Genomic DNA, 13,308 nt, shown 5'->3' with positions numbered 1-13,308 from the left:
CGACACACGGAAACGCGCCGGCTGGATGTCATGATCACAACACGTTGTGCGGGGTCGTGCTTACGTTCGTAAACCCTGCCTGATCGGGGCGCGAACCGGGCCGCGAGGCCGGGGTGCGGGGGCGGCCCGCCGCTCGGGCACGATCGGCCGGGGCGGGAGGGACTCAGTCCTCCCAATCCCAGTCGAGCGACTCGCCGGTGAGGTCGTGGTGAACGCTCGCGATCTGCCCGACACGCACCCCGGGCAGTCCGGGTCGCCAGGCCGGGAAGGTCTCGGGATCGGCCCACAGGGAGCGGTAGTACGCCCGGCCCCGGCTCACCACCCAGTGCGCGACGTCCTCGGCGCCGTCCTCCGAGTCCGGCAGGTACGGGGTGAACGGGTCGTCGAGCAACTCGACCACGGCGTCCAGGAATTCGCGGTGGAAGCAGGCGAGGTCGGCCGGGCCCAGGGCGCGCAGGGCGGCGTCGACCCGCTCGGGGTCCCGGCACACGTCCTCGACGCGCTCCCAGAAGGAATCGGGGAGATGGTCGGGCGGGGATGGCGCGCTCTCCGGGTTCACGCGGGGCATGGTTCCAGACGGATGGGACGACCGGCGCCCGGGGGTCGACCGGGGCAACCGCCGTGCCGGCGAGGCGTGCGAAGACGGACCGGATTCGATCCCGGTCGCCCCTCCGCGATCAGCCCACGCGCTCCTCGTAGTCGGCCACGCGGGTCTGCACGTACTTCAGCAACTCGCCCGCCGCGCTCCCGAGTTCCTTGGCGCCGTCGGTCCGACCGTCGCTCCACTCGGCCGACGACACGACCAGGGAACGTACCGCCATGAGGCGACCGAAGTCGCCGGTGCCGCCCGGCGGTACCGGCTCCAGGGTCGAGCCGGCCGGCGGGTCGAGCGCCACGACCTGGTAGCGGATCGGATCCGCGCCCGTCAGGGCGAACAGGGCGGCGGCGTCCTCGGCGCGGTTCATGGTGACCACCGCGACACTGATCCGCATCCGCCGGTCGGCGTCGGTGTACAGCGCGGCGGCCAGGCGCGTACAGCCGGCGCCCCGGGCGACCGCGGCGGCCAGGTCGGGCGCGAACATCTCGGCGCAGGCCCGGGGCACATGCACGTCGACCCGCTGGAATTCGGCCCCGGACGGCAGGCGTACCCGCGCCTCGGGGAACGCCCGCGTCTCGGGCACCGGCGGCGCGGCCTCGGCCCGGCCCACCTGGGGCGGCGTGCTCGCGCCGCCCCCGGCGGGAGGGCTCGCGGGGATACCCGCGGTCGGGGTGACCGGCCGGATCACCAAGGTCGGGCGCGCGGTGGAGACCACCGATACCTCCGCCGTGTTCGGCCCGCTGTCGGCCGGGCGGACCAGGCCGTACACGCCCACCGACAGGATCACCGAGCCCACGACCGACGCGGCGAGCCATCCGGGGGACACGTGCCCACGCGGCCGCGCACCGGATCGTGTCCCGCCCCGGTGCGGGCCGTTCCCGCCGCGGTCACCGCCCGCACCCGTACCCGCACCCGCGCTCGCTCCCGCGCCGGGAAAGTCCCCACCCGCGCGGCCGGACGCGTCGTTCGCCCGCGCGACCTCGCGCGCGAGAAACGCGTCCCAGTCCGGCTCGTCCCGCCCCGTCATGACCCGCCCCCAAGCTCGCAAACCCCCCACACGCAGCCTACCGACCCGCCCGCCCGCGAGATTGCTCCACCCGGCCCCGAACCGGGCATCGGGGCGGGGCGGATCGGGCCGGGCGGATCGGGCGGGGCGGTACGCGGTGCCGGCTCGTGTCGCCGCCCTACTCGGTGCGCAGCGCCGTGGCCGTGCGCGTGCGGGCCGCCCAGGTCGCCGGGAGGAGCGCGCCGAGGGCCGCGATGGCGACGCCCGCCAGGCCCAGGAGGGCCAACTCGGGGAGGTCGTACACGTCGAGCACACTCGGCGGCAGGTTCGTGCCGGCGGCGTGGCCCATCCTGGGCACCACGTAGCCGTGCAGCGCGTAGCCGACCGGAACACCGATCAGGCCGCCGGCCACCCCGATTCCGACCACCGAGGCGAGCACCAGGCCCACCGTCTGTCGCGGGGTCATCCCGAGCGCCTTGCACACGCCGAGGTCGTGCACCCGCTCCCGGGTGTCGAGCACGACCGAGTTGAGCACACCCAGCCCCGCCACGGCGACCAGCATCAGGGTGAGCAGCGCGGCCATCGCGTCCAGGACCAGGATCAGGCCGTCACCGCCCGAGGACGCGTCGCCGAGCACCGCGCCGCCCAACGGATCCACCACGCGGGCGAGATCGGCGGCGTAGCGGTCGCGGTCCACACCGGGCTTCAGGCCGATGAGGTACACGTCGGGGTGCGCCGAGGCGAAGGAGGCCATGTCGGCGTGGATCCGGGTGCCGTCGTCCGAGGTGTCGAACGCCTCGCCGACGATCCGCAGGGCCTGGACGTCGCCCTCGTGGGTGACCCGGATCGTGTCGCCGATCCGGCTGCCGGTGCGGGCCAGGAACCGGGTGGGCACCACGACCTGCCCCGGGCCGTCGAGCCAGTGCCCGGCGATCATCGGGTAGCCGCCGGGCCGCGAGTCGCCCTGGTACAGCGCGGCCCGGACCGAGCCGGGCATGCCGGTCACGGTGACGTCGGCGTGTGCCACGCCGTAGCTCGTGGCGGTGCCGGGCGCGGCCGCCACGGCGGCCCGGATCCGGGCCGAGTCGGCGGGGGTGGAAGCACCGCCCCCGGCGGGGACGTTGCCGCCGCTCCCGCCCGGGGCCGGGGCGTGGCCGCCGCCCGGTCCCGCGCCGCCCGCCGGCGCCCCACCCGGTCCGCCGGCGGCGCCGGCGAGCACCGTGACCGCCGCCCGGCTCTCCGGGTCGTGCGCGTCCCCGACCGCGTTCAGCGACGCGGTCAGGCCCACCGCGAACGTCGCCGCGACGGTGCCGAACACCACCGCGAGCACCATCGCGAGAGTCCGCACGGGATGCGCGAACGGGCTCGCGAGGCCGTACGTCACCGCCCGGGGCAGCGGCAGCCGCCCGGTCGCCCGGTACGCCCACCGCCCCCGCCCCGTCCGCGGCGCCCGACCGACCGCGATCGCCTCGACCGTGCGCAGTCGACCCGCCCGCAGCGCCGGCACCAGCGCGGCGACCCCGACCACGACGAGGGCGCCGACCGCGACCAGCACGTCCACCCACCAGGCCACCGACAACGAGGCGTCGCCGTAGACCTGTTCGGTGTCCGCCAGGAGCGGCAGCGCCATCAGGTTCCCGAGCACCACGCCGAGCCCGACGCCGACGGCGGCCGGCACCAACGCCTGGGCCACATAGGCCCGCACCACCTCGCGCGGGGTGAAGCCGATCGCCTTGAGAATGCCGATCCGGCGCAGCCCGGTGCCGACCGCGCCGCTGACCACACTCCCGACGATGATCACCGACATGGCGATGCCGAGCACGCCGAAGGCGGTCAGGAACGGGATGGTCGGCGCGGCGTTGCCGTCGGCGGCGCGCTTGGTGTCCAGGTGGGACCGGGCGCCGAGGAACGCCCCCGCCGGTACGGCCGACACGATCTCGGCCCGGCGGTCGGCGACCTCGCCGTCCGTTCCGGCGGCGGCGAAGCGGTAGAGCATCTGCAGCCCCGCCGGCTCGTTCGTGGACGCGAGCGCGCCGACCTGCTCCGGAACGACCCAGGCGCCGGCGGTGCGGCTCACCGATCGGGCGACGCCGACCACGGTCAGGATCGGCGCGCCGGGGGCGTCGGAGCCGGCCAATGTGAAGCCGGGCGGCATCTCGGGGCCGGCGAACTCGGTGGACAGCACGATCTCGCCCGGTTTCTCCGCCCAGCGGCCCGAGGTGAGGTCGAGGTCGTCCACGGCCGCGTGCGGGCCGGCGCGACCGGCCACGGTGAGCGCCGGGAAGTGCCCGCCGCGACCGTCGGTGGGGTGGATCGTCGCGGTCGGGTACGGTCCCGCGCTCGCGGTGACGCCGGCCAGGTGCCCGGTGGCCGCGAGGTCCGCCGCACCGACCTTGTCCGGGTCGAACTGGGCGCTCAGGTGCGCCCCGTGCTGGTGGGCGAAGGCGTGGTCGAAGGGCGCGTTCGCGGCGACCACGAGCGATCCGGCGACCACCGCGGAGGCCACGGCCATCATCGTGGCCAACACGATCACCACGGTCTGTACCCGACGCCTGGACACCCCGGAGCGGACCACCCGGCCGAGCGCGCCGCCGAGCCCGATCATCGGACCGCCTCCGCGCGCGGGTCGAGCGCCAGGTGCCCGTCGACGATGTGGATCGACCGACTCGCGCACGCCCGGGCCAGCGCCGGATCGTGGGTGACGAGCACGATGGTCTGCCCGTCGCGGTGCAACTCGGTGAGCAATTCGCGGACGTCCGCGCCGGAGGCGCTGTCCAGCGCGCCGGTCGGCTCGTCGGCCAGCAGCAGTGCGGGCCGGTTGATCAACGCCCTGGCCACCGCGACCCGCTGGCGCTCTCCGCCGGAGAGCCGACCGGGGTAGGCGCGGGCGTGTTTCCCGATGCCCAGCACCTCCATCAGCTCGCCGGCCCGCGCCGCCGCCTTGCGTCGGCCGGTTCCGGTCAGCTGCGCGGGGAGTTGGATGTTGTCGGCGACGGTGAGGTCGTCGAGCAGGTTGAAGAACTGGAAGACCATGCCGATGTGCTCGCGGCGGAAGCGGGCCAGCGCGTGCTCGCTCAGCCCGTCGATGCGCTGCCCGGCCACGGTGACCGTGCCCTGGCTCGGTCGGTCGAGGCCGGCGATCAGGTTGAGCAGCGTGGACTTGCCGCTGCCGGAGGGGCCGGTCACCGCCAGTGCCTCGCCGCGGGCCACGCCGAGGTCGAGCGGGCCGAGCGCGGGCGCTCCACCGGTGTCGTAGCGCTTGGCCACGCCCACGAGTTCGATCACAGGGGTCATGGGAGTCGTCCATCCTTGGCGTTGTGGGGGGTGCGTGTCTGCCGGCCTCGGCGACGCTAGGTGCGCGGGTGCTCGCGGCGCGTCGGCCGCCGCGCCGACATCCGGCCCTTCCCGGGAAGGACCCGCGGGCGGGGTCATCCCTGCGACGTACGCCGCGCGGCCCGGGGCACCGGTCGTGCGGGGGGATGCGGCGGCCGGCGGACGGGTCGCACAATGGGCCGGTGTTCAGGGACGATTGGCGCCGATGGCGCGGGCAACTGGGGGTCGTGCTGCGCCCGGAGGCCGAGCCGGCACCGCTGTCGCGGCGGGCGCGGTACGCGGATGTGCTGCTCGCGGTGGTGCTGACCTTCGTCGCGCTGGTGGTCGCGGTGCGCTATCCGGACGCCGGGCCGGGGCCGGTCGGTCCGATGGGCGACCAGCCGATGCCGCCGGAGCCGCCCGAGCCCTGGCTCCCGCCGCCGCCCGAGGAGCACGGACTCGACTCGGGGGCTTGGCCGTTGGTGGTGTTGTCCGCGCTGCCGCTGGCGGTCCGCCGCCGGTATCCGCTGGTCGCCTTCGCCGTGATCCTCGGTGCGACGGTGTGCATCGGCGAGGACCACGCGTCCTGGATCAACGTGACCACCTGCGTCCTGGGCGCCTACAGCGCGGTGGTGCACAGTCGCTACCGGGGCCGCGCCGTGGTCGGCCTGGGCCTGGCCGCCGTGCTGGCCGGCGCCGCCTTTCGGGACACCCCGCCGATGTTGCCCGGCTGGTCCAGCCCGGGAGTGGTGATCCTGATCGCGGGCGGCCTGGCCGGTCTGGTGCTGTTCTGGCAGCGGCAACTGGCGGCCGGTCGGCAACGATACGCAGACCTCGAACGTGCCCAGGCCGAGGCCACCCGCCGGGCGGTCGAAGAGGAACGATCCCGGATCGCCGCCGAGTTGCACGACGTGGTGACCCACAATGTGAGCGTGATGGTGATCCAGGCGGGGGCGGCCCGCACGGTGATGGACGCGGCGCCGGAACGATCGAAGGCGGCGCTGTTGGCGGTCGAGGCCGGCGGGCGGGCCGCGATGGCCGAACTGCGCCACGTGATGGGCCTGCTCGCCGCACCCGACACCGAACGCCCCGACGAACTCGAACCACAGCCCGGCCTGGACCGGCTCGACGCGCTGATCGAACGGGTCCGCGCGGCCGGGACCCCCGTTCGCCTGGCCGTGTCGCTGCCGCCCCGGCCGCTGCCGCCGGGGGTCGACCTGACCGCCTACCGCGTGGTCCAGGAGGCGCTGACCAACACGATCAAGCACGCGCCCGGCGCCGACGCGCACGTGACGATCGGCTACACCGGGGAGCGGTTGGAGATCGAGGTCATCGACACCGGCGTCACGCCCGCCGGGCCGACACCGGTCGGCGGCGGCAGCGGGCGGGGCCTGCTCGGGCTGCGCGAACGGCTCGCGGTCTACGCCGGCGAGTTGACCGCCGGGCCGACGCTGACCGGCGGCTACCGGATCCGGGCGCACATCCCGTGGCGCACGGCGTGAGCGGGGCGCCGCTGCGCGCGGTGATCGCCGACGATCAGGCCCTGGTGCGCACCGGGTTCGGGATGATCCTGAGCGCGGACGGCATCGAGGTCGCGGCCGAGGTGGCCGACGGCGCCGACGCGGTGGCCGCGGTCCGGCGTACCCGCCCCGACGTGGTGCTGATGGACATCCGCATGCCGCGCATGGACGGCATCGAGGCGACCCGGCGCATCCTCGCCGAGCGTCCGGACGGCTCCGCCGGCACCCGGGTGATCATCCTGACCACGTACGACCTCGATCACTACGTCTACGCCGCGCTCACCGCCGGCGCGAGCGGCTTCCTGCTCAAGGACGTCACTCCCGAACACCTGGTCGCGGCGGTGCGCCTGGTGCGCTCCGGCGACGCCCTGCTCGCCCCCGCCATCACCCGCCGGCTGATCGAACGTTTCGCCCACCGCGACGAACCCCCCGCCGCACTGCATCGCGACCTGTCCGACCTCACCCCGCGCGAACTCGAAGTCCTGCGCCTGCTCGCCACCGGCCTCAGCAACGCCGAACTGGCCGACCGCCTCACCCTGAGCCCGACCACGGTCAAAACCCACATCGGCCGAATCCTCGGCAAGCTGGACCTGCGCGACCGTGTCCAGGCGGTCGTCCTGGCCTACGAATCCGGCCTGATCTCCCCGGGATCGACCCCCTGACCCGCCCCGCCGACGCGACCACCGCAGCCGTTCCCGGCCGGAAATCGCCTGCGGGGAAGGGCTGTTCGAAATGCTAGGCCGGTTTGCCGGCGCGCAGGGAGTACATCAGCGGAACCCTCGGCCGGTCCGCAGGGTAGCGATAGACGCCGGACCGTTCCTCGAGGTCGGGGAAGCGGGCGAACAGGGTGTGGTCGTGTTCGTGCAGGAATTCCAGGCGCAGGCCCGTCGCGGTCAGCGCGCTGACCACCTCGCCGATGCCGTGCTGCCACTCGACCGTGACGTTGGCGCTGGTCTCGGCGCTCATGTCGGCGTAGGTGCCCGGCTCTTCCCAGACGGTGCCGTCGCGCCGGAAGTAGTCCAGCTCGACCGTGCGGCCGTCCTCGGCGAGCACGTCGGCGAACGGGTGGAACTCGGCCAGGTAGAGGAAGCCGCCCGGGGCGACCAGCGCCGCCGCGGTGCGGGCCCAGCGCTCCAGGTCCGGCAGCCAGCACAGCGCGCCGAGCCCGGTGTAGACGATGTCGAAGGTGCGTCCGCCGAGCGCGGTCGGCGCGTCGTAGACGTCGGAGGTGACGAACCGGGCCGTGTCGGCGCCGATCCGCGCGGCGATCCCGCCGGCCGCGGCCACCGCCGGCGCGGAGAAGTCGAGCCCGGTGACGGTCGCCCCGCGCCGGGCCCACGACAGCGTGTCGAGCCCGAAGTGGCATTGCAGGTGGACCAGGCTCTTCCCGGCCACGTCCCCGACCTCGGCCGTCTCGAAGTCCCGCAGCGAGTCCCTGCCCGCGACGAACCCCTCCACGTCGTAGAACCGACTGGCCGTATGGATCGGGACCCGCTCGTCCCAGTTGGCCCGATTGACCGCACGCCAGTCCTCGACCACCGAATTTTCGCTCATCCGGTCAAACTAGCCGGCCTCCGCCAACCCCCTCAACCGATATACAACCGCCCGCCACCGACCCCCACACGCCTCGCATCGGTAGCGGTTCGGGCGGGTAGGACAAGGGCAGATCGCGCCGTCTCGCTCGGTTCTGTCGACCTCGATCGATTCGATGCAATCGCAACCCCGCGCCGGTACAGTCGCATCCCACATGTCGGCCCGCCGGCCCGCTCGAAGAGTGGGTGTCGGGACACGACGGGCGGCCGAGTCGCGTGCGACGGTCCGGTGCCGAGGGAAAGAGGTGCGGGTGAGCGGGAGAGTGGATGGCGGTCACGGCCGGAAGCACGTGCGGCGACGCGGAGCGGCGAAGGCACGGAGCCTCGCCTCCCGCACCCGCGCCACCCGCGATCAGCTCAGTTGGCTCAACGAGGCGGGCCTGCGGATCGGCACCACGCTCGACCTGAAGACCACCGCACAGGAACTGGCCGACTTCACTGTCCCCCGTTTGGCCGACGCCGCCGCCGTCGATCTGCTCGAGTCCGTACTCCAGGGCGACGAGGGTCGACGCCCCAGCGGCCTGGGCAGACCGGCCCGGCGGGCGATGTCGGTGGCGTACATCGACCGACTCGCCGACCTGGAACCCGACGAGATCGGCGAACTCTCCACCTCTCCCCCCGAGCGGGACTCGCGCTTCACCCGGGCCCTGGCCGACGGTCGGCCATTACTGATCAGCAGCTTCGGGCCGGAGGACTTCGACGAGATCGCGCCCACCCCCAGCGCGGCGGCCAAGCTCCGCCAGGCGGGCGTGCACAGCTACATGATGGTGCCGCTGATCGCGCGCGGAGTGCAGCTGGGTTCGGCCGACTTCATCCGCGCGGGCGACCGGCCCGGCTTCTCCCAGGCGGACCTCGCGCTGGCGACGCAGCTCGCCTCCAAGGCCGCCATCGACATGGACAACGCCCGGCTGTACGACCGCGAACGCGAACACGTGGCCAGGCTCCAGCGCAACCTGCTCCCCCGTGTCACCCCCCGCACCCCGGGCCTCGGGATCAACTCCCGCTACATCCCGACCGCCGACCCGCTCGGCGTCGGCGGCGACTGGTACGACGTGGCCCCGCTGCCGGGCGGCCGCACCGCCCTGGTGGTGGGCGACGTGATGAGCCACGGCATGGCGGCGGCGGCCACCACCGGCGTACTGCGCGCGGTCGCCCGCACGCTGATGGCGCTGGACCTGACCCCGGAACGTATGCTCGCCCGCCTCGACCTCGCCGCCCGCGACCTGGAGGACGACCAGGTCGCGACGTGTCTGTGCGCCGTCTACGACCCGGCCGAGGGCGCGTACACCCTGGTCAGCGCCGGACATCCGCCGCCGCTGCTGATCGACGCCGACGGCAAGGCGTCGTTCGTGGACGTGCCGATCGGCGCGCCCATCGGCGCCGGCGTCATCCCGTACGACCCGCTGCGCCTGACAGTCCCGCCGGGCAGCCGACTCGTGCTCTACACCGACGGGCTGGTCAAGTCGCGGACCGAGGACATCGACGTACAGCTTGCCCGACTGCGCGACCGGGCCGCCCGGCTCGGTCCCGACGAGTTGGACGCCGGCGTGCTCGGCGATCCCACGCCCGGCGCGGGAGCCCGCTTCGACGAGGCCGTGATGATGGTCGCGGCGAGCCAACCGCCGCTCCTGGGCGGCGACTTGTTCGTCTGGGACCTGCCCCCGGACGGCTCGGCGGCGGGCGTGGCCCGCAGGTTGGTGCGCGGGCGACTCGACGAGTGGCAACTCGGCGACCTCTCCGACGTCACCGAACTCGTGGTCAGCGAACTCGTCGGCAACGCGCTGCGCTACGGCCACGCGCCGGGCCGGTTGCGGCTGCTCCGGCACGATCGCCTGGTGGTGGAGGTCTCCGACACCGGCCCGGACCTGCCGCAGATCCAGCACTCGTCACTCAGCGACGAGGGCGGGCGCGGCCTGCAACTGATCAACATGTTGTGCCGGGGCTGGGGTTCCTGCCGCACCCCCACCGGCAAGATCGTCTGGGCCGAACAGGACATCCCGTAGCGGCCCATCGACCCCTCATCGGGACCGTCGCCGCCGATCCGGCGGCGACGCGCATGTCTCGGTTGCGTTTCGGTGCATACGCGGAACGCCGGCATGCGGGATCGTACGAACAGGGCCGGCGCGCTGCGGGAGCGTTGGCCGTCGACGTGTGATCGGGGAAACCGAATGACCGACGATCGGGACTGCGTCTGTCACGTGCGCCAGGGCTACGCGCGGGTGACCGCGCCCAGGGTGCTCGACGTCTCCGTCGCCCACCATCTGCGCAAGGACCTCGTGTCGCAGATCAACGCCCTGCCCGACCACGTGGTCGAGCTGGCGTTCGATCTGTCGGGCACCGAGGTCTTCGACGCGGCGGGTGCCGCGGCGATCGGCTCGGCGTGCCGACACGCCTTCCTCCTCGGCCTGCGCTCGCGCTGCCACACCGTGTCACCGGAGCTGCGCGACGCGTTGGCCTGCCAGGAGGCCGATGTCGCCCTGGTCGACCGGTAGTTCGTCCGGACGACCCGAATCCGCGCCGGGACACCGGCGGCACCCGGATACCGCCGGTATCCCGGGGCACGCGGAGATCCTTGGATTGCGCGGTGCCTCTTGGATAGAGTGCCGCCCGCCCGACGGCCATACGTTCCACGGAGGCGACTTGCACCAGGATCCGGGATACCCACCGCCCTACCCTCCCGCTCCGCCGCCGCACCCGACCCAGCCCAGGTGGGCGTGGTGGGTCGTGGGCATCGCCATCCCGTTGATCGGCATCGTCGTCACCGTCGCCGTCAGCCGATCCGGCTCCGACGGGGACTCGAAGGCGCCGTCCGCGAACACCGCGCCGGCGCCGGAGCGGCAGAACACGCCGCCGGGCAACGGGACATCCGGGTCGGCGGCGTCGCCGAGCGGGCAGACCGGGCAGACAGGACAGTCGCCGGCCGGCACCCCCGGCCCGACGAACCGGCCGGCCAAGGTGTTGTTCGGCCCCGGCACGGTCACCGCCACCGCCTCGTCCCGCTATGTGGACCTGGACACCAGCCCGCCACTGGTCACCCCGTCGGGCAAGGCCGCCGACCTCGTCTTCGGCTTCCTCTTCGGCAAGCCCGACCTGGTCACCGAGGGGTCCAGCCCCACCCTGGCCACGCTCCCCGACGGCAGCCCCGATCCGACGGCGGCCGACTGCGCCGAGGCGGTCCGCAAGCGCGGCTCCTACCTGGGCGGCGAACTGGCCCTGGGCTCCCGCTTCTGCGCCGTGACCGACGAGGGCCGCACCGCGTACTTCAAGCTGACCTCCGTACCCGCCGGCGAGGCCCCGGTCCGCATGGAGGTCACCGTCTGGGACCTCGCCGGCTGAGGGCGACCGCTCCGACCCGAGCGCCGGCGACCGCTCCCGCTCAGGGGCATACCGGTTCGCCGGTCGTGGGGCGCACGCCGACCGCGTTCCACGCGGCCCGCGTTGCGCCGAAGAGGGCGCACGTGGGGTCCAACCGCAGGGCCGCGTTCAGGGTCAGCCGGCGCTCCTGTGCGTACTTCGTGTTGGACGTACGCCCGAGCAGGGCCTGGTACACGATTTTGCCGGCCGTCCGGATACCGACGCCGGTGACCGTCGAGTTGTCGCACGTCGGGCTCTTCGGCTTGCCGCCACCGGGGTTGCTGCCCTCGGCGAGCAGGTAGAACCAGTGGTTGAGCGGTCCGGCCGCCGCGTGCTCCTCCATGTTCGGAATGGCGGAGCTGTAGCAGTTCGGGTCGCCGACCAGCGACGGGTTGTACATGTAGCGCAGCGGTCCGTTGCCGGTCAGGTCGATCTTCTCGCCGATCACGTAGTCCGGCTCGTCGTACGGCAGCGGCTCGTTGGCGTACGCCTCGGTCAGGGTGCCCATGATGTCGGCGAAGCCCTCGGCCAATCCCGGTTCCCGGAACGGCCAGCCGGGGGCGGTCTGGTCGACGGCGTGGCCGTACTCGCGCCCGACCAGGTCCATTTCGGTGATCCACTTGCCGCTCGTGGTGTGCCCGATGTCGATGGCGCCCGCGGTCGCATTCCAGCGCAGGCCCACGTCGTTCAGGCCCACGCGCAGCGGCCAAGCGCCGCCCTGGCCGTTCTGCCCGTTGCGGCCCAGCCAGGTGCGGAACATGTCGAACTGCCTCTGCGCCGCCCACAGGGCGTCGACACAGGCGGTCTCCAGGTTGGTCGGATCGCCGTTGCCCCAGTCGTCGACCGCCTTGGTGAAGGTGCCGCCGCCGTTGTACTTCGTACAGGCCAGGTTGGTCCGGATCGGGTCGCGCAGCGTGTACCCGGAGCCGATGCGCGTGGTGTCGATGGCGAGCGGGTCGGGCCCGTTCCACGCGCCGTGTCCCGTCCCGGTCGACACCGCGCCGGCGACGGCGGGCCGGGGGCCGGCGGCGTGCGAGGTCTGCGCGGTGCCGAGCAGCAGGGCGATCAGCAGGGCCAGGCACGAGCCGAAGGTGAGCGTGCTGCGATGCATCCGAACTCCCCGGGATGGAAGGCGGGTTCGTCACGCGGGCGAACGACACGCTCACACCCCGCCGGGGTGCGGTCAACGCCGGCGGCGGGCATCGGCACATTCCGGCGAGTGGCGGGCCGCGTGGTGCCGGTCGTCGCTTCGGATCCGACCATTCCGGTTCGATACGGCATGGTTAGACCCTATTTCGGATCATGCCGCCGGGGTCCGCGGATCGATGCGGACCTCCCTTCCGATTCGGCTTGTCGCCGACCGGTCACAGGGGGCAACGTAGGGTGTGTGGCGGTGTTCGGACGGGGCCGAAGACGTGGGACGGCGGCCTATCCGCGGTCCGCGTACCTCCTGCGCGAGCAGCACGAACGGTTGCTCGACCTGATGCTCCTGGAGTTGGCGAACGTCCGGGAGCGGCTCGCCGGGCAGCCGCCGGACGAGGCCGTGGAACGGGGGCGCCGGGAACTCGTGGCGCAGGCCGCGCACTTCGCCGGGCGGATCCCGCCGGGCTTCCCCACCGTGTTCGCGAGGTGGGCGACGATCCTGGAGGCCGCGCGGGAGTACGACGTCGCCCTCGCGTTGGACCTGGGCACGTCCGCGCTGCGTCAGGCCCGGGAGGACGCCGCGGCCAACGCACGGGCGACCGCCGCGCATCTGGCCCTGGCCGACGCGCACGCCCGGACCCTGTGCGCCGTCGGCGCCCCACCCGCCGAACAGGTCGCGCTCGCGGACCTGCGGCGCACGTGGACCGGGCGGATCGAACCGGACGGGTAGCGCCCGCGCGGGCCGAGCAGCGCCGCAACCACCGGAAAAGGCGGGTGCCGGAC

The 13,308-nt window shown here is 73.6% G+C and carries 12 protein-coding genes; 6 read left to right on the top strand and 6 right to left on the bottom strand.

Annotation, left to right across the window (positions count from 1 at the left end; genetic code table 11):
• Positions 1-163: 163 nt before the first annotated feature.
• The 4 genes from ACFRCG_RS20785 to ACFRCG_RS20770 form a co-directional block, all read right to left on the bottom strand.
• The gene (locus ACFRCG_RS20785; RefSeq protein WP_380033466.1) at positions 164-559 is read right to left on the bottom strand and encodes a hypothetical protein; all 396 of its coding nucleotides are present in this window, start codon (positions 557-559) and stop codon (positions 164-166) included.
• 118 nt (positions 560-677) lie between these two features.
• Entirely contained in the window at positions 678-1,625 is a 948-nt protein-coding gene (locus ACFRCG_RS20780; RefSeq protein ID WP_380033465.1) for a hypothetical protein, read from the bottom strand.
• Positions 1,626-1,782: 157 nt separating this feature from the next.
• Positions 1,783-4,209, bottom strand: coding sequence for an FtsX-like permease family protein (locus ACFRCG_RS20775; RefSeq protein WP_380033463.1), 2,427 nt, complete (start codon positions 4,207-4,209; stop codon positions 1,783-1,785).
• Positions 4,206-4,898 (bottom strand): ABC transporter ATP-binding protein, encoded by a 693-nt coding sequence (locus ACFRCG_RS20770; protein WP_380033461.1) that lies wholly within the window; start codon positions 4,896-4,898, stop codon positions 4,206-4,208. Before ACFRCG_RS20770 ends, ACFRCG_RS20775 begins: the two co-directional genes overlap by 4 nt.
• Before the next feature lie 221 nt (positions 4,899-5,119).
• Between ACFRCG_RS20770 and ACFRCG_RS20765 the strand changes: the two genes are divergently transcribed.
• Together ACFRCG_RS20765 and ACFRCG_RS20760 are read left to right on the top strand one after the other, a co-directional pair.
• Positions 5,120-6,418 (top strand): sensor histidine kinase, encoded by a 1,299-nt coding sequence (locus ACFRCG_RS20765; protein WP_380033460.1) that lies wholly within the window; start codon positions 5,120-5,122, stop codon positions 6,416-6,418.
• On the top strand, positions 6,403-7,098 hold the full coding sequence (locus tag ACFRCG_RS20760) for a response regulator (protein WP_380033458.1): 696 nt from the start codon (positions 6,403-6,405) through the stop codon (positions 7,096-7,098). Before ACFRCG_RS20765 ends, ACFRCG_RS20760 begins: the two co-directional genes overlap by 16 nt.
• A gap of 73 nt (positions 7,099-7,171) precedes the next feature.
• On the opposite strand, the gene ACFRCG_RS20755 is transcribed toward ACFRCG_RS20760, so the two are convergent.
• The gene (locus tag ACFRCG_RS20755; protein ID WP_380033456.1) at positions 7,172-7,990 is read right to left on the bottom strand and encodes a class I SAM-dependent methyltransferase; all 819 of its coding nucleotides are present in this window, start codon (positions 7,988-7,990) and stop codon (positions 7,172-7,174) included.
• A gap of 328 nt (positions 7,991-8,318) precedes the next feature.
• Here ACFRCG_RS20755 and ACFRCG_RS20750 point away from each other — a divergent pair, with 328 nt between their 5' ends.
• The 3 genes from ACFRCG_RS20750 (at position 8,319) to ACFRCG_RS20740 (ending at position 11,364) form a co-directional block, all read left to right on the top strand.
• Positions 8,319-10,031, top strand: a complete 1,713-nt coding sequence (locus tag ACFRCG_RS20750; RefSeq protein WP_380033643.1) for a SpoIIE family protein phosphatase — start codon at positions 8,319-8,321, stop codon at positions 10,029-10,031.
• A 165-nt stretch (positions 10,032-10,196) separates the two neighbouring features.
• Complete coding sequence (locus tag ACFRCG_RS20745) at positions 10,197-10,520, top strand: hypothetical protein (protein WP_380033455.1); 324 nt, start codon at positions 10,197-10,199, stop codon at positions 10,518-10,520.
• A 232-nt stretch (positions 10,521-10,752) separates the two neighbouring features.
• Positions 10,753-11,364, top strand: coding sequence for a hypothetical protein (locus ACFRCG_RS20740; protein ID WP_380033453.1), 612 nt, complete (start codon positions 10,753-10,755; stop codon positions 11,362-11,364).
• Positions 11,365-11,404: 40 nt separating this feature from the next.
• Here the strand turns inward: ACFRCG_RS20740 and ACFRCG_RS20735 are convergent, their stop codons facing one another.
• Positions 11,405-12,493, bottom strand: a complete 1,089-nt coding sequence (locus tag ACFRCG_RS20735) for a M4 family metallopeptidase (RefSeq protein WP_380033451.1) — start codon at positions 12,491-12,493, stop codon at positions 11,405-11,407.
• 282 nt (positions 12,494-12,775) lie between these two features.
• Here ACFRCG_RS20735 and ACFRCG_RS20730 point away from each other — a divergent pair, with 282 nt between their 5' ends.
• Complete coding sequence (locus ACFRCG_RS20730; protein WP_380033449.1) at positions 12,776-13,255, top strand: hypothetical protein; 480 nt, start codon at positions 12,776-12,778, stop codon at positions 13,253-13,255.
• Positions 13,256-13,308 lie beyond the last annotated feature (53 nt).

This window comes from Embleya sp. NPDC056575, from assembly GCF_042793325.1.
Taxonomy (GTDB): Bacteria; Actinomycetota; Actinomycetes; order Streptomycetales; family Streptomycetaceae; genus Embleya.
This window is presented reverse-complemented; position numbering and strand designations above follow the sequence as displayed.